Raw genomic sequence first — 20,370 nt, 5'->3', positions numbered from 1 at the left:
TCGAGGATGACGGCATCGTACGTGCCGGTCTCCCCGAGATGCTGGGCATCCTCGCCGTTGACCGCGTGGTCGAGGGCGCAATGGGCTGCGCGCAACATCCGGCAGATTTCAGCGGCGAGCGCTGCATCATCCTCCACGAGCAGGAGCTTCATCGGGCACGGTCCGTGGGTGGGGCGGTGAGCGCGGCCTACGCCGCGTCGTTTAACGGGGGCTGAACCGTGCGGTTCAGATCGGGTTGGCGGACCCGGCCTAGAACGGCGTCGAACCGGACGGGCAATCGCCGAACCGGGACGTCCTCGCAACGCAGGCCAACCATGACGGACACCTTTCCGACCCCCGCCGCCACGCCGCGCCGCCGACGCCGGGCCCTCGTCGCGGGAGCCATCGCGGCGCCCCTCGCCTTCGGCGCCGTCGGGCTGTCCCTGGCCCAGACCGGCACCACGGTCACTCCGGTGGAACCCACCGCGATCTCCGCCCTCACGGCGTCCGGCGCCATCGCGGCCCGGGGGGAGGTGACCGAGATCTACGGCAACAAGTTCGTGATCCAGGACAGTACCGGCCGGGCGCTGGTGGAGACCGGGCGCCAGGGGGAGGGCGCAACCCTCGTCAGGCCGGGCGAGGCGGTCACCGTCCAGGGCCGGTTCGAGAAGGGCTTCCTCCACGCCAGCCTGATCACCCGCGCGGACGGAACCCAGGTCCGGCTCGGCCCCGCCGGCGGCCCGCCGGCCGGAACCCTCGACTGGGCCAAGGACACGATCGGCCTCGGGCCCAAGCCCGACCAGGCCGCCCTGACCGCCCGGGTCGAGGCCGCCGGCTACACCGACATCCGCGTCACGGGCCGGGGTCCGCGCCACCTCGAGGTCGCGGCGCGGGGGGCCGATGGCCGTGAACGCCAGCTCCATGTGGGCTTCGGCGGCGAGATCCGGGAGAAGAAGGTCTTCTGATCGACACGAGCGTGTCCCGGCTGATCGACACGAGCGTGTCCCGGCCCAGCCGGGACGGGGCACGCGCCCGGCGACGGGCCGGTCGCGCGATACTGCATTGCAACGGGCCTCTACCACCGTGCCGTGCAAGCGTGATAACGCGGCAAGTCTCTTTGCCGAATCGGAGTCCTCCGCATGTCCAACCTGTCCCGCTTCGCCGCCCTTCTCGGCGCCGCCGCCCTCGCGCTGCCGCTGGCGCTCCCGGCCTCGGCCAAGGGTCCGGGCGCCGAGAAGATGATCTCGACGATCGACACCGACAACGACAGCACCATCGACCTCAAGGAGGTCCAGACGGTGGCCGGCGCCCTGTTCGACCGGCTGGAGACGGACACGGACGGCACCCTCGACACCAAGGAGCTCAAGGGCCGGGTCAGCAAGAAGGAGCTGAAGCTGGCCGACCCGGATTCGGACGGCACACTCGACAAGGCCGAGTACCTCGCCCTCGTGGAGGCCCGCTTCAAGGCCGCCGACCCGGACAACGACGGCACCCTCGACGCCAAGGAGCTGAAGACCCCCGCCGGCAAGGCGCTGGTCAAGCTGCTGAAGTAGCTTCTTCACGGTGCCCGCGGCACCGGATCGGTGACACGCTCACGACGGCCCGGTGCGACGCGCCGGGCCGTTCGCGCATCGCGCGTCGTCTCCGACAGGACGGCAGCGGATCGGCGGTTCCAGGCAGGCTCGCGCCTTGGGGGAATCGCGGGTCGGCGCCGAACCCCGCGCAAAACCTATCCGTGAAGTCGATAAATCGAGAATCCGGAGGGCACGCGCCGATCGAAGTACTTCGCGTACCACGGTCCTTCGATCGGCGTGAACGCTTCCCTCCCAAAGACATCCTGAAATTTCGGATTTACATAAACCACGTAGATCTCTCGCGGCGCGTCTCTGTAAGAGCGAAGGATCTTATCGGCGAGTTGCCCGACGATGCGTGCTTCGAAGGGATTGAACAGGTACAGAACACAGGGGCAATGCGGGATTTCGAACTCGACCGCATCGATCGTATCGAGGCTGAAGCGGTTCCGAGCGCTTTCCGAGCCGAACACGGCATTGATGTTGTCTTGAGCGACGAGATTCAGTTCACGGGCGAATTCGACGCCCCTGACCTGCTTGAAGGGAAGCTTGCCGGCCAGCAATAAGGCACGGCCCATCCCGGACCCATAATCGATGAAGGTGAACTGCTTCATATCGATATTCAGGGAGCCGACGCTGAGCCAGAACGTGCGTGCCGGACTCGGCGCATACTCGTAGGCGCTGGCTGCATTCGAACCGACGGTCTGCATGTCCTCGGGTTGGCGACGCCCTTCGGTTCGCACGCCGAGCCGCCGATCGAAGGGACGCCCGAGGGCGCGCCAGACCGCATCCCATACGATGCGCTGCACAGGCTCACGAAGCCTCCGTTCGCTTCCAATACTCCGACTCATCTGAGCCTCTATTCTCTCGCGTGCCCCGGATTCTGGCGACCATAAAACCCAAGCTCGCCCACCAAAAATCATTGGATAATAGGCTCGAAGTCAGGGTTTTTATTGATATATCTCGGTAAGTGCTGTCCTGCTCACCGTCAATCCGGAGACTGCGTAAACACAGGCCTCGGAGTGTGCCAGCGTTAGAAGTCACCCTTGTTGGCCTGTCAGGTGGTCAAACTACCGAGTTGCCATGCAGCCCGGACCGGCGCGTTCCTGGTCCGACAGCGCCCCGGCGGATCGACGCGGTCCGGGCGCTTGTCACGGCGTATGGCGGGTCGTCCCGAAGGGCCCGTCCGGCATCGCGATGCCGGGGTGATCCGTCGAAGGCGTACGATGGCCGCGCCTCGAAGTGAGCGCATCGTCTGTCACCCGAAAACCGGACCACGATGGGCCGGGCTCGATCACGGGCCGGCGAGAACAGGGTCGCGAGCGAAGCCCGGAGCGACCGGTTGCCCTCGGAACGAGACGGGACGCGAGGTCGCGGGCCGGCTGCCCGGACCGGGAAGCGGCATCCCGGCGATCGGCCCGCAATCCCCCGACCGGCGCAACGGCGAGGATTGACCGGAGGCGCGAGTTCGGAACATTCCAAGCTGGCACGTCCTTCGCGACGGGCGCCGGCGTGGACACGAAGGCCGCTTCATGGAATTTTTCGCCCAGCAGTTCATCAACGGCCTGACGCTCGGGTCGATCTACGGGCTGATCGCGCTCGGCTACACCATGGTCTTCGGCATCATCGGCATGGTGAACTTCGCCCATGGCGACGTCTTCATGCTTTCGTCCTTCATCGCGCTGATCTTCTTCCTCATCCTCACCACCTGGCTCGGGCTCACCTCGGTCGCCCTGGTGTTCCTGATCGTGCTGGTGCTCGCGATGATCCTGACCGCCCTGTGGGGCTGGGCGATCGAGCGGGCGGCCTACCGGCCCTTGCGCGGCTCGTTCCGGCTCGCGCCGCTGATCTCGGCCATCGGCGTGTCGATCTTCCTGTCGAACTTCGTCCAGGTGGTGCAGGGCGCCCGCAACAAGCCGGTGCCGCCACTGGTCCGCGACGTGTTCGTCCTCTACGAGAACGAGCAATACACCGTGACCCTGTCGTACAAGCAGGCGATCATCATGACGACGACGGCGCTCCTGCTCGCCGGCTTCTGGTACCTCGTGCAGCGCACCTCCTTCGGCCGGGCCCAGCGCGCCTGCGAGCAGGACCGGCGCATGGCCGCGCTGCTCGGCATCAACGTCGACCGCACGATCTCCCTGACCTTCGTGCTCGGTGCGGCGCTCGCGGCGGTGGCCGGCACGCTCTACCTCCTCTATTACGGCGTGGTCTCGTTCTCGGACGGCTTCGTGCCCGGGGTGAAGGCCTTCACGGCGGCGGTTCTCGGGGGCATCGGCTCCCTGCCCGGGGCGGTGCTCGGCGGTCTCATCATCGGATTGATCGAGACCTTCTGGTCGGCCTACTTCTCCATCGAGTACAAGGACGTGGCCGCGTTCCTCATCCTCATCGTGGTGCTCATCTTCAAACCCTCCGGCATCCTCGGACGCCCCGAAGTCGAGAAGGTCTGACCCATGGTAACCGGATCGACGGCAACAGGATCGACCATCGGCGCGGTGGCCCCCACCGTGGCTCGGCGCTCCGGCGCGGCTCTTCCCGAAATCCTCAAGGATGCGGCCCTCTTCGCCCTTGTGACGCTGGGCCTCAGCATTCCCGTGGTGGCCTACCGCACCGACCTCGGGCAGGGCACCGGCCTCGAACTCACCGGGCGCTGGGGCGTCGTCGCGGCGCTCTGCGGCGCGGTGTTCGTGCTGCGCCTCGCCCAGCGCCTGCTGCTCGGCGAAGTGGCGCGCCGGCGCGAGACCCGCCGCCTCGCCAGCGCGGAGACGGCCCCGGCGGCGGCCCGTGCGGGGCGCGTCCTCGCGCCGGTGACGCTCGCTGTCGCCCTGACCCTGCCGCTGCTCGCGGCCCTCGCCTCCGGGGGCCTCTCCGAGGGGCGCTACTGGATCGATCTCGGCATCCTCATCCTCACTTACGTCATGCTCGGCTGGGGCCTGAACATCGTGGTGGGCCTCGCGGGGCTCCTCGACCTCGGCTACGTCGCCTTCTACGCGGTGGGGGCCTATTCCTACGCGCTGCTCTCCACCGTATTCGGGCTCTCGTTCTGGATCTGCCTGCCGCTGGCGGGGCTGTTCGCCGCCGCCTTCGGCGTCCTGCTCGGCTTCCCCGTGCTGCGCCTGCGCGGCGATTACCTCGCCATCGTCACGCTGGCCTTCGGCGAGATCATCCGCCTCGTCCTCATCAACTGGGTCGATTTTTCCGGCGGCGCCGCGGGCCTCTCCTCGATTCCCCGCGCGAGCTTCTTCGGGATTCCGTTCACCGCCGGGGAGGGCGGGTTCGCCGCCACCTTCGGCCTGAGCTTCAGCCCGATGCACCGCATCGTCTTTCTCTATTACCTGATCCTGGCGCTGGCGCTGGTCACCAACCTCGTCACCCTGCGCATGCGCCGCCTGCCGCTGGGCCGGGCCTGGGAAGCCCTGCGCGAGGACGAGATCGCCTGCCGGTCGCTCGGGATCGACACCACCATGACGAAGCTCACCGCCTTCGCGCTCGGCGCCATGTTCGCGGGCTTCGCCGGCTCGTTCTTCGCCGTGCGCCAGGGCTTCGTCAGCCCGGAGAGCTTCAACTTCCTGGAGAGCGCGATCATCCTCGCCATCGTGGTGCTGGGCGGCATGGGCAGCCAGATCGGCGTCGCCATCGCCGCCATCGTCATGGTCGGGGCGCCGGAACTGCTGCGCAACCTCACCTTCCTCAAGGCGGTGTTCGGCGATCACTTCGACCCGAACGAGTACCGCCTGCTGCTCTTCGGCCTCGCGATGGTCTGCATGATGGTCTGGCGCCCGCGCGGGCTCATTTCGGAGCGCACGCCCTCCGTGACCCTGGCGGGGAACGCCCGATGACGCTCGCCACCGGCACCACCCGCCTGGCCACCGTCCAGGACGCGCCGCCGGCCGCCATCCCCGGCGGCCCCGCCGACCCGATCCTCGTGGTCGATCACCTCACCATGCGCTTCGGCGGCCTCACCGCCGTCGGCGACCTCTCCTTCAAGGTGGGGCGCGGAGACATCACGGCGCTGATCGGCCCCAACGGCGCCGGCAAGACCACGGTGTTCAACTGCATCACCGGCTTCTACAAACCGACCGAGGGCATGATCCGCCTTCGTCAGCAGGGCGGCGAGACCTACCTGCTGGAGCGACTGCCCGGCCACGACGTCAACCGCCTCGCCGGGGTCGCCCGCACCTTCCAGAACATCCGCCTGTTTCCGCAGATGACGGTGCTGGAGAACCTGCTGGTGGCCATGCACAAGCCGCTGATGCGGGCTTCGGGCTTCAGCCTCGCGGGCATCCTCGGCCTGCCGGGCTATCGCCGGGCGCAGGCCCAGGCGATCGAGAAGGCCGCCGGCTGGATCGAGCGGATCGGCCTCACCCACCGGGCCGACGAGCCGGCGGGCGATCTGCCCTACGGCGACCAGCGCCGGCTCGAGATCGCGCGGGCCATGTGCACCGACCCGGTCCTGCTCTGCCTCGACGAGCCAGCCGCCGGCCTCAACCCGCGCGAATCGGCCGACCTCAACACCCTGCTGCGGATGATCCGCGACGAGCACGGCACCTCGGTGCTGCTGATCGAGCACGACATGTCGGTGGTCATGCAGATCTCCGACCGGATCGTGGTGCTCGACTACGGCATGAAGATCGCCGACGGCACACCCGACGAGATCCGCAACGACACCCGCGTGATCGCGGCCTATCTCGGGGTGGACGACGAGGAGGTCGCCGCCGTCGAGGCGGAGGTCGGGCTGACGGGAGCGTCCGCATGAGCGTCGCCGGCATCAACGTCCTGGTGGACGAGACCCGCGCCCGGATGGGGCAGACCGACGGACAGGGCGCGAAGGCGCCGCTGCTGAGCGTACGCGGCGTCTCCGCCTATTACGGCAGCATCCGTGCCCTCAAGAACGTCGACGTCGACGTGCACGAGGGCGAGATCGTCGCGCTGATCGGCGCCAACGGGGCAGGCAAGTCCACCCTGATGATGACGATCTTCGGCCAGCCCCAGGCGCGCGAGGGCACCATCACCTTCGCGGGCCAGGACATCACCCGGCTGCCCACCCACGAGATCGCCCGGCTCAACCTCGCGCAATCGCCGGAAGGCCGGCGCATCTTCTCCCGCATGACGGTGCGGGAGAACCTGCAGATGGGCGCGGCGGTGAATGGCGGGCGCCACTTCGCCGAGGATCTCGAGCGGATGTGCACGCTGTTCCCGCGCCTGCGCGAGCGCATCGACCAGCGCGGGGGCACCATGTCGGGGGGCGAGCAGCAGATGCTCGCCATCGCCCGCGCCCTGATGAGCCGGCCGCGCCTGCTCATGCTCGACGAGCCCTCGCTCGGGCTGGCGCCCCTGGTGGTCAAGCAGATCTTCTCCGCCGTGCGCGACCTCAACCGCAGCGAGGGCCTGACCGTGTTCATCGTGGAGCAGAACGCCTATCATGCGCTCAAGCTCGCGCATCGCGGCTACGTCATGGTCACGGGGGCGGTCACCATGAGCGGGACGGGCCAGGCGCTCCTCGACGATCCGCAGGTCAAGGCCGCCTACCTCGAGGGGGGATCGCACTGAGCATGGCCGACGGTTTCAGCCTCGATCCACGCACCCTCGGGATCTTCCTCCTCGTCACCGTGGCGATGGGAGGCGGTGCGGCCTGGATGACCGGCAGCGGGCTCGCGCGCGGCTGGCGCCCGTTCTGGCACTGCGCCGCGGCGCTCCTCCTCATCGCGGCCGTGACGCGCTTCCTGCACTACGCGCTGTTCGAGGGCACGCTGCTGTCGGGCCCCGGCTACGCCGTCGACGCCGCGACGGTCCTCGCCATCGGCGCGGTGGCCTACCGCTACACCCGCACCGGACAGATGACCCGGCAATACGGCTGGCTTTACGAACGCACGGGCCCGCTGAGCTGGCGGGACCGGACGAGCGCGCCGACGCCCTGAGGCGCGGCGCGGACCACGCCCCGCGAGGGGCCCTGAAAGTGTCACGCGACCGCGTCGCCGACCATCGGCGCGGCGCTTCGAGAGGGGAAACGGGCATGAAGTCAGTGTTGTCGGCCGGCGTCGCGCTCGGCCTGATGGTCACGGCCGCGCAGGCGGAGATCAAGATCGGCGTGGTCGTGCCCGTCACCGGCCCGAACGCGGCCTTCGGCGCGCAGATCCGGACCGGCGCGCAGCAGGCCATCGCCGACCTCAACAAGGCCGGCGGCATCAACGGCGAGACCGTCGTCATGACGGTCGGCGACGACGCCTCCGACCCCAAGCAGGGCGTGTCGGTGGCCAACAAGTTCGCCTCGGACGGGGTGAAGGCCGTCATCGGCGCCTTCAATTCCGGCGTCTCGATCCCGGTCTCGGACGTGCTCCAGGAGGCCGGCATCATCGAGATCAGCCCCGCCTCCACGGCGATCAAGTACACCGAGCGCGGCAACTGGAACACGTTCCGCACCTGCGGACGCGACGACCAGCAGGGCGCGGTGGCGGGCACCTACCTCGCCGACAAGTTCAAGGGCAAGAAGATCGCCTTCGTCCACGACAAGACGCCCTACGGCAAGGGACTGGCCGACGAGACCCTGAAGGCCCTCAAGGCCAAGGGCGGCGCGAACGTGCTCTACGAGGGCATCAACCCCGGCGAGAAGGACTTCTCCGCCCTCGTCTCCAAGCTGAAGCAGGCCAACGTGGACGTGATCTACTTCGGCGGCCTCTACACGGAAGCCGGCCTGCTCATCCGCCAGATGCGCGACCAGGGCCTGAAGGCTCCGCTCATGGGCGGCGACGGCATCGCCGACCGGGAATTCGCGCAGGTCGCCGGCCCCGGCTCCGACGGCACCCTGATGACCTTCTCGCCGGACGCCCGCAAGAACCCGAAATCGAAGGCCACCGTCGACGCCTTCAAGGCGATGAACTTCGACCCCGAGGGCTACACGCTCTATTCCTACGCGGCGATGCAGATCCTCGCCGAGGCGATGAAGGCCACCAAGTCCACCGACGGCCAGAAGGTCGCCGCCTACCTGCACCAGGGCAAGCCCTTCAACACGGTGATCGGCGACATTTCCTACGACAAGAAGGGCGACATCACCCGGCCGGACTACGTGATGTACATGTGGAAGAAGGGCGCCGACGGCGCCATCAACTACGCCGGCAACGAGCAGCCCTGAGCCGCGCGCCGTCGGGCCGGGGGAGGGCTTCCCCCGGCCGCGACCACGCCGCGCATCCTGTCGCCCGGAACGCGGGGTCCGCCGGGCGGTTGCCGGTGCAGATCCACCGGCACGCCGACAGGAGCGACCATGTCGAACAAGCATCTCAAGACCGACGTCCCGAGCGACGCCGACCTCAAGGGCAATCCGGGCATCGGTGCCTCGAAGGGCATGACCGGGCGCGACCCGGAGGATATCGCGGCGGATTCCACCTTCGAGGGCGACGTCGACAACGAGACCACGCCCGAGGGCGGCGTCGACCCGGACCACCGCCCCCGCAAGAACGCCTGAACCGGAACGCCTGAGTTCAGAACGCCGGAACGTGGCCCCGATGGGCTCGACTCATCGGGGCTTGCCCATACGGCCGCCGCTCGCTGAACCGCGCGAATCCGTCCGCCCGGCACGGACGCGCGAAGGCCCGATGACAGGCGCGCCTCAGGCCCCCGCGCGGCCCCTCGGCCACTGCATGTCAGCCCCACTCTCAACGGGCGACCGAAGGGTTAACGGATCGAGCCCGCTGGTCTACGCCAAGCTGTGCCGTAACCACGGCATGCTGACCGAGGAGCCTGGATGACCCAAGACGTGCAGCACGATCGCGCGACCGCGCCGCTTGCCACCGTCTCTGACGCGATTCACCCGCCCACCCGCTCGCGAATACCGGAACCGGCCGCCGACGACACGGCGACTCCCGAACCCGAAACCCCTTCGACCTTCGACAGCGACAGTTTCGCGGGGTTCGGCTCCTTCGGCTGACCCGGCCACCCCGCCCCAGGGCATCGGCCCTCGCGGCGGGAACACCCGACCGCCCGCCGGATCACGGCGGGCCCCCGCCCGGTCTTCGCCGCGCAGGAGCCCCGATCCCGCCATGTTCCGGCGCACAGTGCGCGCCACGGACCTAAGCGGGAAGATCCCATGTCGTTTCTCTCGAACCTGCCCATCGCCGACCTGATCGCCAGCTACGGCTACCTCGCGATCTTCGGAATCATCACCCTGGAGAGCGCGGGCGTGCCGCTGCCGGGGGAGACCATCCTGATCTCCTCGGCGGTCTATGCCGGCAGCACGGGGCATCTGAACCTCGGCCTGATCATCCTGGCCGCCGCTTCGGCCGCGATCATCGGCGACAATCTCGGCTACTGGGTCGGTCGGCGCTGGGGCATGCCGCTCCTGCTGCGCTACGGCCACCTCATCGCCCTGGATCACGGCCGGCTCAAGCTCGGCCAGTACCTCTTCCGCGAGCATGGCGGAAAGATCGTGTTCTTCGGCCGTTTCACCGCGATGCTGCGCGCCTATGCGGCGGTGCTGGCGGGCGTGAACCGGCTCGATGCCCGCCGCTTCCTCGTGTTCAACGGGCTCGGAGGCGTCGCCTGGGCCTCGATCATGGGCGTCGGCTCCTACTATTGCGGCCGCTCCATCGAGCATATCGCCGGTCCCGTCGGCCTCGCGCTGCTCGCGGTGGTGATCTTCGGCGGCCTGGCCTTGTGGCTGTTCGTGCGCAAGCATGAGGCGCGGCTGCTCGCGCAGGCCGAACTCGCGATCCCCGGCCCCCTGGCCTGACGCCTCTCGAACCGAACCACCCCACCGGCCCCGGGGCCGGTGGGGTGGTTCGGCGTTCGGACGCGGAACACCGCCCTTCGCCCCCGGGTGCGATGCGAGGGCGGACGGCAAGCAGAGCAGGGAAGGATTCGAACGAGCGGCAGGACCGATCCCAGAAGGTCGATCCACGATCCGAAGCTGTCTCGATCAGAGATCAGCGAAGTCCAGGAAAAGATTTGGCTCCCCGAGCAGGACTCGAACCTGCGACAAAGCGATTAACAGTCGCTTGCTCTACCAACTGAGCTATCGGGGACCGCGATCGGGGGTCTACACAGCACTTTGCCGAGACGCAAGAGCCTTCGCGCAAGAGGGCAGGAGCCTTTGCGCATGATGCAAAGAGCCTTCGCGCATGGTGGGAAAGGCCTTCGCGCACCGTCGGGATACCGCGAAGTCCCGCACCGTTGGGGCTGGCGATGCTCGCAGCCATGCCTGGGACGGCAACCGCCGCACGTACAAAACAGAGATGGTGCCGGATGGGCTCTTCCACGTTCACCGGCACGTCGAACCGACAGCGGCGGGATCAAAGGAAGGTTTGGCTCCCCGAGCAGGACTCGAACCTGCGACAAAGCGATTAACAGTCGCTTGCTCTACCAACTGAGCTATCGGGGACCGCGATCGGGGGTCTACACAGCGGGTTGTCCGGGCGCAAGAGCCCCGCGGCACGGGATTCGATAAAACCGTCATGTTTTTCGGCCATGCTCGTCGCACCCTTATGGTCCGCGCCCGGACGCCGCGCCGGTGCCGGACGAGGCACCGCCAACCTTTTTGACGAGATCACCCCGAGATCACCCAAAGGCCGTTGCCCTTCCGCCCAAGGCTCTGCTAGAGACCGGCTCTCCCCGAGCCGGCCGCCCGGACGGGGGTCGCCGAGAGGCCCGAGCGATCGGGCCGCGCGACAGAGGCCTCGTGGCGGAGTGGTTACGCAGAGGACTGCAAATCCTTGCACCCCGGTTCGATTCCGGGCGAGGCCTCCATCTTCCGGACTGGGACGCGCTTTCGAACTCGGACGCGTTTCCGAACCGGGACCTGCCCAGCGACTTCGGTTCGCTCCCCGGTCGTTCCCCCTTCGCGAATCCTCGACTCCCCTCGCGAATTCAATGCCCGCTCCCCCTCGTCAGCGCCGCCGAACCGACTTCCGCGAACCTTGCGTTTTGCGAGTCGATCCACGACAACCCGCAAGCTTCGGCGTGGCCGCCCGCCGCCCGAAGGAACAGGCCGGCGAGCCGGCCCAGCGGCGAGGGAAGACGGCACCCATGCTCGATTACGCGCAGGCGCGACGCCTCATGGTCGATTGTCAGCTGCGGACCTTCGACGTGAACGACGTCGCGGTCCTCGATGCGTTCGAGGCGGTTCCCCGCGAGCGCTTCGTGCCGCCGGGCCGCGAGGATTTCGCCTATATCGACCAGACCCTCCGGGTCGGTTCCGAAGGCCGGGCGGTGGCCGCGCCGATGCTGCTGGCGCGCCTGATCCAGGCCCTGGCGATCCAGCCCGGGGACCGGGTCCTCGACGTCGGCACGGGCTACGGCTACGGCGCCGCGATCCTGGAGCGCCTCGGCGCGAAGGTGGTGGCGCTCGAATCCAGCCCCGAACTCGCGGCCGGCGCCCGTGAGCGCTTGGCCGACACCGCCGGCATCGAGGTCGTCGAGGGTCCGATCGCGGCCGGCGCCCCCAAGACGGCCCCCTACGCGGCCATCCTGGTGAACGGCCGCATCGAGACCCGCCCCCAGGCGCTCCTCGATCAGCTCGCCGATGGCGGCCGCCTCGCCTGCGTGCTGGGCCCGGACCGGGCCGCCAAGGCGACTCTGTTCGTCAGGGCCGGCGACGCCTTCGGGGCGCGCCCGCTCTTCGACGCCGCCCTTCCAGCCCTCGGGGCTTTCGCGGCCGAGGCCGGCTTCGCCTTCTGAAGGCGTCCTGGGACACACCGCGTCCGCCCACGGACGCGGTGTCGCTTTTTTGCGGCACCCCCGGCCATTCGCGCCGCACACAGGAACCAGCCGGTGCCCCGGCGGCGAAGGTCGAGTAGACTTGGCGTTGAGGCGGGCAACCCGGATCGCGTCCAGGCGCGGCGGCCATTTCGATGGTCGTCCGGTTCATCGAGAAACCGCAAGGGCTGATGAGCGTGAGAGAATCGAGACCTGCGATGCGCACGAGGCTTCGGCCGGCCGGCCTCGCCGTACTGGCCCTCGCCGTGGCGAGCCCGGCCGCTGCGGAGACGTTGGAGAGCGCGCTCTCGCGGGCATACGCCGCCAATCCGGCCCTGAATTCCGGCCGTGCCAACGTCCGCGCCACCGATGAGACCGTGGCGCAGGCGAAATCCGGCTATCGTCCCACCGTGAGCCTCGACGCCGATATCGGCCTTGGCCAGACCGACGGTCGGGTCTCGGGCGTGCGCTTCAACCGGGTCACCCGCCCGGGCGGCGCGGGTCTGACCGTGAACCAGACCCTGTTCAACGGCTTTCGCACGGACAACCAGACCCGTCAGGCGGAGTCCGACGTGCTCCGCGTCCGGGAAGCCTTGCGCTCCACCGAGATGACGACGCTGTACAATGCCGCCCAGGCGTACATGTTCGTGCTGAGCGACACGGCGAATCTCGAGCTGCGCCGCAACAACGTGGAGGTGCTCGAGGAGCAGCTCCGGCAGACACGCGACCGCTTCAACGTCGGCGAGGTGACCCGCACCGACGTCGCCCAGGCTGAGGCGCGCCTCGCCGGCGCCCGCTCGGACGTGAGCGGCGCCGAGGCGACCTTGCGCGCCAGCATCGGCAATTACCGGCGCTTCATCGGCGTGGAACCGCGCCAGCTCGCCCCGGGGCGCCCCCTCGACCGCTACGTGCCGCCCAGCCTCGACGCCTCGATCAATATCGGGCTGAAGGAGCATCCGCAGATCCTCTCGGCCCTGCACCTCGTGGACGTTGCCGAGGCCCAGGTGAAGGTGCTCGAGGGCGCACTCTACCCCACTGCCGGCCTGCAGGGCTCCGTGCAGCAGCGCTACGATTCCCAGTTCCCTGGCGACAACGCGGTCAGCGCCACCATCGTGGGCCGGCTCTCCATCCCGCTCTACGAGGGCGGGCAGACCTACTCGCAGATCCGCCAGGCCAAGGAGACGGTCGGGCAGCGGCGCCTCGATGCCGAGGACATCCGCGACCAGATCCGGTCGGCCATCGTGACGGCCTGGGGCCGCCTGGAGGCCGCCAAGGCGCAGGTGATCGCCTCACAGGCGCAGGTGCAGGCCAACGAGGTCGCCCTCAACGGCGTGCGCGAGGAAGCCCGCGTCGGCCAGCGCACCACCCTCGACGTGCTGAACGCGCAGCAGGAATTGCTGAACGCCCGCACCAACCTCATCCTCGCCCAGCGCGACCGGGTGATCTTCTCCTACGGCGTGGTCCAGGCGGTGGGCCGCCTCACCGTGCGCTTCACCGCACTGCCCGTGGCAGTCTACAGCCCACGCGAGCATTTCGACCAGGTCAAGGACCTCTGGTACGGCGTGCGCACGCCCGACGGCCGCTGAGCCGAACCCCGGCCGATCGGGCCGGGGACCGGAGCCGCCGGATCACGAAGCCGGGCGCGGATCTGACCGGAACCCGAGCGCCGAAGCCGGGGCCGGCGCGCGTCCGGACGGCCTCGCCACGACTTGTCCGGGGGCCGGCGCGCGGGTCTGGCCGGGTGCCTTTCGACGGCCGGAGCGGGCTGCCGCGACGGGACCGTCCGGAGCGGCACTTATCCCGTGCCGCGCGGCGGCCGGCGCTTGTATCGGGATGGGAGCGTGAAATACTCGCGCCCGTCATCAACCGTTTACCCCCAATCCCGAGCGTCGTCCGGATGAGTGCAGCGAGCCCCAAGGTGTCGGACAAGGCGCAGGAACCCTCGATGGAGGAGATCCTCGCCTCCATCCGTCGCATCATCGCCGACGACCAGAACGCCAAGGCCGAGGGACCGGCGGCCCCGCGTCCCGCGCCACCGCCGCCGCCCGAGAACGACGACGTGCTCGATCTCGCCGAGATCGCGCAGCCGATCCGCAAGCCCGTGCCCCTCGACGAGCCGGTGGTCGCCTTCGCCAAGGCACCGCCGGAGAAGGCGCCGATCGAGGACGGGCAGATCGACTTCGATGCGATCTCCTTCGACGACGACGAGCCCGAACCCGAGCCGCTCCCGCCGCCCCGGGCCGCCGCCCCGGTCGAACCACCGCGCCCGGAGCCCGACCCCTGGGGTCTGGAGCCGGAGCCGGCTCCGATGTCGGCCCCCGTATCGGCCGCCACCGAGCGCCTGACCTCGGCCGTCACCGACGCCAGCGTGGCGCAGGCCTTCCATATGCTCTCGAACACGGTGATGAGCAGCCAGGCCCGTACCCTGGAAGACCTCGTGCAGGACATGCTGCGTCCGATGCTGAAGGGCTGGCTCGACGAGAACCTGCCGAGCATGGTCGAGCGGCTGGTCCGGGCCGAGATCGAGCGCGTGGCGCGGGGCCGCTAGGCGTCAGCGCCGGGCCCGGACGGGCGAATCGCGGGGCGTGCGTGTTGACGCCGGGCACCTGACGGGTTGAAAGCGGGCCGACCCCGCCGATCCGAGACGTGAACCGACACCGCCCATGATGGACAAGACCTTCGACCCCGCCGCCGTCGAGGCGCGCGTCAGTGCCGCCTGGGAGACCGGCGGCGCCTTCCGGGCCGGCCGCCCCGAGCGCGCCGGGGCGAAGCCCTTCACCATGGTGATCCCGCCACCGAACGTGACGGGCAGCCTGCACATGGGGCACGCCCTCAACAACACGCTGCAGGACATCCTCTGCCGGTTCGAGCGCATGCGCGGCCGCGACGTGCTCTGGCAGCCGGGCACCGACCATGCCGGCATCGCCACCCAGATGGTGGTGGAGCGCCGCCTCGCCGAGGCGGGGGAGCCGGGCCGGCGCGAGATCGGCCGCACCGCCTTCGTGGAGAAAGTCTGGGCCTGGAAGGCGGAATCGGGCGGGGCCATCGTCAATCAGCTGAAGCGGCTCGGCGCCTCCTGCGACTGGACGCGCGAGCGCTTCACCATGGGCGTCTCGGGCGCCCCCGACGACCAGATGGTCCGCGCCGTCACCAAGACCTTCGTGGACCTCCACGCCCAGGGGCTGATCTACCGCGACAAGCGCCTCGTGAACTGGGATCCGAAGTTCCAGACCGCGATCTCCGACCTCGAGGTGCTCCAGGTCGAAGTGAAGGGCCACCTCTGGCACTTCGACTATCCGATCGTGGACGACACCGGCGCCGAGACCGGGGACGTCATCACCGTGGCGACCACCCGGCCCGAGACCATGCTCGGCGACACGGCGGTCGCGGTCCATCCGGAGGATGAGCGCTACACCCACCTCGTCGGCCGCCGCGTGCGCCTGCCGCTGGTCGGGCGCCTCATCCCGATCATCGCCGACACCTATTCCGACCCGGAGAAGGGCACGGGTGCGGTCAAGATAACGCCGGCGCACGACTTCAACGACTTCGAGGTGGGTCGCCGCGCCGGCTGCACGCCGATCAACATTTTGGATGCGGAAGCCCGCGTAAGCCTCGACGGGAACGCGGCTTTCCTGGCGGATGCGAACCCCGAGCCGGAGGCGCTGGCTCTCCACGGACTCGACCGCTTCGCGGCGCGCAAGCGCGTGGTCGAGCTGATGGAGGCGCGGGAGCGCCTGCGTCTGGTGGAGCCCAACACCCATGCGGTCCCGCATGGCGACCGCTCCAACGTCGTCATCGAGCCCTACCTCACGGACCAGTGGTACGTGAATGTGAAGCCGCTGGCGGAGCGCGCCCTGCAGGCGGTGCGCGACGGCAAAACCCGTTTCGTGCCCGAGAATTACGAGAAGACGTTCTTCCAATGGTTGGAGAACATCGAGCCGTGGTGCATCTCGCGCCAGCTCTGGTGGGGCCACCAGATCCCGGTCTGGTACGACGACGAGGGCGGGATCTACGTCGCGACCAGCGAGGCGGAGGCACAAGCCCAGGCCGACGCGAAGCGCGGGACCCCCGTCGCCCTGCGCCGGGACGAGGACGTCCTCGACACCTGGTTCTCCTCCGCCCTGTGGCCGTTCTCGACGCTGGGCTGGCCCGACGCGACGCCGGAACTGGAGCGCTACTACCCGACGAACACCCTGGTCACGGGCAAGGACATCATCTTCTTCTGGGTCGCCCGGATGATGATGCTCGGGCTGCACGTCACCGACCGGGTGCCGTTCGACACCGTCTACCTGCACACCCTGGTGCGCGACGCGTCCGGCGCCAAGATGTCGAAGTCGAAGGGCAACGTGGTCGATCCGCTGGGACTCATCGACCAGTACGGCGCGGACGCCCTGCGCTTCACCCTCGCGGCGATGGCGGCGCAGGGGCGCGACATCAAGCTCGCGGTGAACCGGGTCGAGGGCTACCGCAACTTCGCGACGAAGCTCTGGAACGCCTCGCGCTTCGCCGAGATGAACGGCTGCGTGCTGCGCGTCGATTACCGCCCCGAGGCCGCCGCCGAATCCCTCAACCGCTGGGCCCTGGGGGAGGCGGCCCGGGCCGTCGCCGAGGTCACGGCGGCGCTCGAGGCCTACCGCTTCAACGATGCGGCGGCGGCCGCCTACCGCTTCGTCTGGAACATCTTCTGCGACTGGTACCTCGAACTGGCGAAACCCGTGCTGCAGGGGGAGGGCGTCGATCCCGCCCTGAAGGCCGAGACGCAGGCGACCGTGGCGTTCCTGATCGATCAGATCGCCAAGCTGCTGCACCCGTTCATGCCGTTCCTCACCGAGGAACTCTGGGCGATCAAGGGCGAGGGTGTTCCGGAGCGCGGCCTCCTGGCGCTCGCACCCTGGCCGGACCTCGCGGCCCTGAACGACGCCGATTCCGAGGCCGAGGTGGGCTGGCTGGTGGACCTCGTCTCCGAGATCCGCTCGGCCCGTTCGGAGACCAGCGTGCCGGCCGCCGCGCAGATCCCCCTCGTGGTGGTGGGGGCCGACGACGCCCTGCGTGCCCGCGCCACCCGCTGGGGCGACACGCTGATCCGGCTGGCGCGGCTCTCCGGGATCCGCTTCGAGGCGAGCGCCCCGAAGAACTCGGTGCAGTTGCTGGTGCGCGGCTCGGTGGCGGCCCTGCCGCTGGAGGGCATCGTGGACCTGACCGCCGAGGTCGCGCGCCTGCAGAAGGAGGCTGCCAAGGCCACGGCCGAGATCGCCAAGATCGAGGCCAAGCTCGGTAATGCGGACTTCCTCGCCCGCGCCCCCGACGAGGTGGTGGACGAGCAGCGCGAGCGCCGGGACGCCCAGGCGGCCCGCCTGGAGAAGATCTCGGAGGCGCTCACGCGGCTCGCCGGTTGAGCGTCACCGGCCATCGCCCCGTCCGGCCGGCGGTCGCGTCATGACCGGCGCCGTCACCCTGGCGGGCCTCGGCTGGTCCGATTTCTTCTCGGATCAGTGCCGCCCGGACGAGGCCGCCCTCGAGCCCCAGCGCATCGCCACGGTGCACCGCGCGCGCATGGGCGCCCTCTCGGAGGCAGGTCCGGTCAAGCTGGTGCTGCCGGTCCACACCAACACCGGCGACTACGCGGTGGGCGACTGGGTGCTGGTGGAGCCCGAGACCGGGACCCTGCACCGCCGCCTCGACCGGCGCACGGTGCTGGAACGGCGTCGCGAGGGCAGCCCGACACCGCAGCTCGCGGCGGCGAATGTCGATGCGCTCTTCATCGTCACCTCCTGCAATGCCGACTTCAACCTCACCCGGCTCGAGCGCTATCTCGCCCTCGCCAACCAGGGCGGGGCGGAGCCCGTCATCGTGCTGACGAAGGCGGATGTGGCGGAGGATGCGGAGCGCTACCGCCGGGAGGCCGAGGCGCTCCAGCGGGCCCTGTCCGTGGTGATCGTGAACCCGCGCGTGCCGGAGGCGGCGGCGCAACTCGCCCCCTGGTGCGGACCCGGCCGGACTGTGGCGGTGGTGGGCTCGTCGGGGGTGGGCAAATCGACCCTGGTCAACACCCTGGCGGGGCCTGACCAGGATGCACCCCAGGCCACGGGCGGCATCCGCGAGCACGACGCCAAAGGGCGCCACACCACCACGTCCCGCTCGCTCCACGCCATCGCGGGGGGCGGCTGGGTCATCGACACGCCGGGCATCCGCTCGCTGCAGCTCGGTGACGCGGCGCAGGGCCTCGATACGCTGTTCGCCGAGATCACCGAACTGACGCCGGCCTGCCGCTTCCGCGACTGCACCCATGTCCACGAGCCCGGCTGCGCCGTGCGGGCGGCGGTGGCGGACGGCCGCCTCGATCCCGAGCGGGTCGCGCGCTGGCAGACGCTGCGCGCGGAGAACCGGGGCAACACCGCGATCGCCACCGGCCCACGCGGCAACAAGAAGCGCTGAACGGCGGCACGGTCAGGCGCCGCCGGCATCCTCGCGCGCGATGGCGCGGTGGCCGATATCCCGGCGGCAGAAGCCCTCCGGCCAGTCGATGCGGGCGACGGCGGCGTAGGCGCGATCCTGCGCCTGCCGCATGCTGTCGCCCAAAGCGGTGACGGCGAGGACGCGCCCGCCATCGGCCAGCAGGCGCTCGCCCTCGGCGCGGGTGCCGGCCTGGAACACGATGACGTCCGCGTCCGCGCCCGCCGTCGCCACGCCCCGGATCTCGGACCCGCGCGTCACCGCACCGGGATAGCCCGCCGCGGCCATCACCACGGTGAGCGCCGCGCGGCGTTCGTCGAAGTCGAGGCGCAGACCGGAGACGTCGCCGTCGCAGGCGGCGAGCAGGGCCGGCACCAGGTCGGAGGTGAGGCGGGGCATCAGAACCTGAGCTTCGGGATCGCCGAAGCGGGTGTTGTACTCGATGAGCTTCGGCCCCTCGGCGGTGAGCATCAGCCCGGCATAGAGGATGCCGGTGAAGGGCGTGCCGCGCGCGCGCATCCCGTCGAGGGTGGGGGCGATGATGGTCTCCATCACCTGCCGCTCCAGGGCGGGGGTGAGGATGGTGGCGGGCGAATAGGCACCCATGCCGCCGGTATTGGGGCCGCGATCTCCGTCGAAGACGCGCTTGTGATCCTGGGCCGTGCCGACCGGGACGGCGCGGGTGCCGTCGCACAGGGCGAAGAAGCTTGCCTCCTCGCCGAACAGGCATTCCTCGATGACGATCTCGGCGCCCGGTTCCTCGAACAGGGCGCGCACCGCGGCTTCGGCCTGCTCGGCGGTCTCGGCCACCACCACGCCCTTGCCCGCCGCGAGGCCATCGGCCTTCACCACGATGGGTGCGCCGCGCGCGGCAAGGTAGGCAAGCGCCGGCTCCAGCGCCCGGAAGCGTGCGAAGGCGGCGGTGGGGATACCGTATTCGGCGCAGAGGTCCTTGGTGAAGCCCTTCGAACCCTCCAGTTGGGCGGCGGCCTTCGTCGGCCCGAAGGCGCGGATGCCCGCCGCCTGGAGATCGTCCACCAGACCCGCCACCAGGGGCGCCTCGGGCCCGACGACCACGAGGCCGATGCCCTCGGCCGCGCAGAAGGCGCGCACGGCCGCGTGGTCGGCCACCGTGAGGTCGGGCCGGTTCTCACCGTACGCGGTGGTTCCCGGATTACCCGGCGCGATGAACAGGCGGCCGCAGAGGGGGCTCTTGGCGATGGCGTAGGCGAGGGCGTGCTCACGCCCGCCCGAGCCGATGAGAAGGATGTTCATGGGGGTGATGTCCCCCAAAAGGCGCGGTTTGAAAAGGCCGTTCTGGCGCCGGCCGCGCGCCTGTGCACGCAAAGCGCGGCGCTGCGGCCGTGGCCGGCCTCCCGAACCCGCGGCCGGGATACGACGTTCTCGCATTTCAGCCTGGAACGAACCGGTTCCCTCCACGTTGAAACTGATCATGCCAGGCTGTCGCAAATCCGTTCCGCCGACGATGGCCCCGCCCCAGGGGCGGCGGGTGCTCCTGTCGCATTATGTCGCGCGTGGCCGACAGCCCGTTCGCCCCGCCAACGACAACCGGCCCATCGACGGCCTGCCCGTCTGGCGGATGGCCCTCGCGGTGAGCGCCGTTCCGATCGTCTCCGTGCTGGTGATCCTGTCGATCCTCATGTGAGCTCGGGCGTACAGCCTC

20 protein-coding genes and 3 tRNA genes (1 of these 23 cut by a window edge) are annotated in these 20,370 nt (G+C 69.5%); 18 read left to right on the top strand and 5 right to left on the bottom strand.

Annotated elements, in window-relative coordinates; translation table 11 throughout:
• A protein-coding gene (locus tag OF380_RS24935) for a response regulator transcription factor (protein WP_264048322.1) crosses the window boundary here: on the bottom strand, positions 1-152 show its 5' end (the start). It extends 517 nt beyond the left edge of the window; only the first 152 of its 669 coding nucleotides appear in the window; it begins with the start codon at positions 150-152; the stop codon falls past the left edge of the window.
• A gap of 162 nt (positions 153-314) precedes the next feature.
• Here OF380_RS24935 and OF380_RS24930 point away from each other — a divergent pair, with 162 nt between their 5' ends.
• Together OF380_RS24930 and OF380_RS24925 are read left to right on the top strand one after the other, a co-directional pair.
• A complete protein-coding gene (locus tag OF380_RS24930) occupies positions 315-944 on the top strand; it encodes a DNA-binding protein (protein WP_264048321.1) in 630 nt (209 codons plus the stop codon).
• A 174-nt stretch (positions 945-1,118) separates the two neighbouring features.
• On the top strand, positions 1,119-1,532 hold the full coding sequence (locus OF380_RS24925; RefSeq protein ID WP_264048320.1) for an EF-hand domain-containing protein: 414 nt from the start codon (positions 1,119-1,121) through the stop codon (positions 1,530-1,532).
• Positions 1,533-1,708: 176 nt separating this feature from the next.
• Here OF380_RS24925 and OF380_RS24920 read toward each other — a convergent pair whose 3' ends face one another.
• Positions 1,709-2,359 carry a hypothetical protein gene (locus tag OF380_RS24920; RefSeq protein WP_264048319.1) on the bottom strand — a complete coding sequence of 217 codons (651 nt, stop codon included), beginning with the start codon at positions 2,357-2,359 and terminating at the stop codon, positions 1,709-1,711.
• Positions 2,360-3,082: 723 nt separating this feature from the next.
• On the opposite strand from OF380_RS24920, the gene OF380_RS24915 reads away from it, so the two are divergent.
• From OF380_RS24915 to OF380_RS24875, 9 genes are all read left to right on the top strand, one after another.
• Complete coding sequence (locus tag OF380_RS24915; RefSeq protein WP_264048318.1) at positions 3,083-4,000, top strand: branched-chain amino acid ABC transporter permease; 918 nt, start codon at positions 3,083-3,085, stop codon at positions 3,998-4,000.
• Positions 4,001-4,003: 3 nt separating this feature from the next.
• Positions 4,004-5,389: a high-affinity branched-chain amino acid ABC transporter permease LivM gene (gene livM / locus OF380_RS24910; RefSeq protein WP_264048317.1), complete on the top strand. Its 1,386-nt coding sequence runs from the start codon at positions 4,004-4,006 to the stop codon at positions 5,387-5,389.
• Positions 5,386-6,306 carry an ABC transporter ATP-binding protein gene (locus OF380_RS24905; protein WP_404810507.1) on the top strand — a complete coding sequence of 307 codons (921 nt, stop codon included), beginning with the start codon at positions 5,386-5,388 and terminating at the stop codon, positions 6,304-6,306. Before livM ends, OF380_RS24905 begins: the two co-directional genes overlap by 4 nt.
• Positions 6,303-7,100, top strand: a complete 798-nt coding sequence (locus OF380_RS24900; RefSeq protein WP_264048316.1) for an ABC transporter ATP-binding protein — start codon at positions 6,303-6,305, stop codon at positions 7,098-7,100. Before OF380_RS24905 ends, OF380_RS24900 begins: the two co-directional genes overlap by 4 nt.
• A gap of 2 nt (positions 7,101-7,102) precedes the next feature.
• Positions 7,103-7,468: a DUF6867 family protein gene (locus tag OF380_RS24895; RefSeq protein WP_264048315.1), complete on the top strand. Its 366-nt coding sequence runs from the start codon at positions 7,103-7,105 to the stop codon at positions 7,466-7,468.
• Positions 7,469-7,563: 95 nt separating this feature from the next.
• A complete protein-coding gene (locus tag OF380_RS24890) occupies positions 7,564-8,679 on the top strand; it encodes a branched-chain amino acid ABC transporter substrate-binding protein (RefSeq protein ID WP_264048314.1) in 1,116 nt (371 codons plus the stop codon).
• A 129-nt stretch (positions 8,680-8,808) separates the two neighbouring features.
• Entirely contained in the window at positions 8,809-9,009 is a 201-nt protein-coding gene (locus OF380_RS24885) for a hypothetical protein (RefSeq protein ID WP_264048313.1), read from the top strand.
• A 279-nt stretch (positions 9,010-9,288) separates the two neighbouring features.
• A complete protein-coding gene (locus OF380_RS24880; protein WP_264048312.1) occupies positions 9,289-9,471 on the top strand; it encodes a hypothetical protein in 183 nt (60 codons plus the stop codon).
• A gap of 159 nt (positions 9,472-9,630) precedes the next feature.
• Positions 9,631-10,272: a DedA family protein gene (locus tag OF380_RS24875; protein WP_264048311.1), complete on the top strand. Its 642-nt coding sequence runs from the start codon at positions 9,631-9,633 to the stop codon at positions 10,270-10,272.
• Between the two features lie 216 nt (positions 10,273-10,488).
• Here the strand turns inward: OF380_RS24875 and OF380_RS24870 are convergent.
• Positions 10,489-10,564: transfer RNA gene (locus OF380_RS24870), tRNA-Asn, on the bottom strand.
• Between the two features lie 280 nt (positions 10,565-10,844).
• Positions 10,845-10,920, bottom strand: a tRNA-Asn gene (locus tag OF380_RS24865).
• A gap of 291 nt (positions 10,921-11,211) precedes the next feature.
• On the opposite strand from OF380_RS24865, the gene OF380_RS24860 reads away from it, so the two are divergent.
• The 6 genes from OF380_RS24860 to rsgA all read left to right on the top strand — a co-directional run bounded on the left by OF380_RS24860 (position 11,212) and on the right by rsgA (position 18,668).
• A tRNA-Cys gene (locus OF380_RS24860) sits at positions 11,212-11,285 on the top strand.
• Positions 11,286-11,564: 279 nt separating this feature from the next.
• Positions 11,565-12,215, top strand: a complete 651-nt coding sequence (locus OF380_RS24855) for a protein-L-isoaspartate O-methyltransferase family protein (RefSeq protein WP_264048310.1) — start codon at positions 11,565-11,567, stop codon at positions 12,213-12,215.
• Positions 12,216-12,451: 236 nt separating this feature from the next.
• On the top strand, positions 12,452-13,819 hold the full coding sequence (locus OF380_RS24850) for a TolC family outer membrane protein (protein WP_404810506.1): 1,368 nt from the start codon (positions 12,452-12,454) through the stop codon (positions 13,817-13,819).
• A 311-nt stretch (positions 13,820-14,130) separates the two neighbouring features.
• Complete coding sequence (locus OF380_RS24845) at positions 14,131-14,781, top strand: PopZ family protein (RefSeq protein WP_318784319.1); 651 nt, start codon at positions 14,131-14,133, stop codon at positions 14,779-14,781.
• A gap of 115 nt (positions 14,782-14,896) precedes the next feature.
• Complete coding sequence (locus OF380_RS24840) at positions 14,897-17,629, top strand: valine--tRNA ligase (protein WP_264048308.1); 2,733 nt, start codon at positions 14,897-14,899, stop codon at positions 17,627-17,629.
• Positions 17,630-17,669: 40 nt separating this feature from the next.
• Positions 17,670-18,668 (top strand): ribosome small subunit-dependent GTPase A, encoded by a 999-nt coding sequence (gene rsgA, locus OF380_RS24835; protein WP_264048307.1) that lies wholly within the window; start codon positions 17,670-17,672, stop codon positions 18,666-18,668.
• Between the two features lie 12 nt (positions 18,669-18,680).
• Here the strand turns inward: rsgA and purD are convergent, their stop codons facing one another.
• Positions 18,681-19,961, bottom strand: coding sequence for a phosphoribosylamine--glycine ligase (purD, locus tag OF380_RS24830; protein WP_264048306.1), 1,281 nt, complete (start codon positions 19,959-19,961; stop codon positions 18,681-18,683).
• Positions 19,962-20,172: 211 nt separating this feature from the next.
• Between purD and OF380_RS24825 the strand changes: the two genes are divergently transcribed.
• Positions 20,173-20,352 (top strand): hypothetical protein, encoded by a 180-nt coding sequence (locus OF380_RS24825; RefSeq protein ID WP_264048305.1) that lies wholly within the window; start codon positions 20,173-20,175, stop codon positions 20,350-20,352.
• Positions 20,353-20,370: the final 18 nt, after the last annotated feature.

It is taken from the genome of Methylobacterium sp. FF17, assembly GCF_025813715.1.
Lineage (GTDB): Bacteria > Pseudomonadota > Alphaproteobacteria > Rhizobiales > Beijerinckiaceae > Methylobacterium > Methylobacterium flocculans.
The sequence above is the reverse complement of the archived record's forward strand: the minus strand, read 5'-3'. Positions and strand labels throughout refer to the sequence as shown.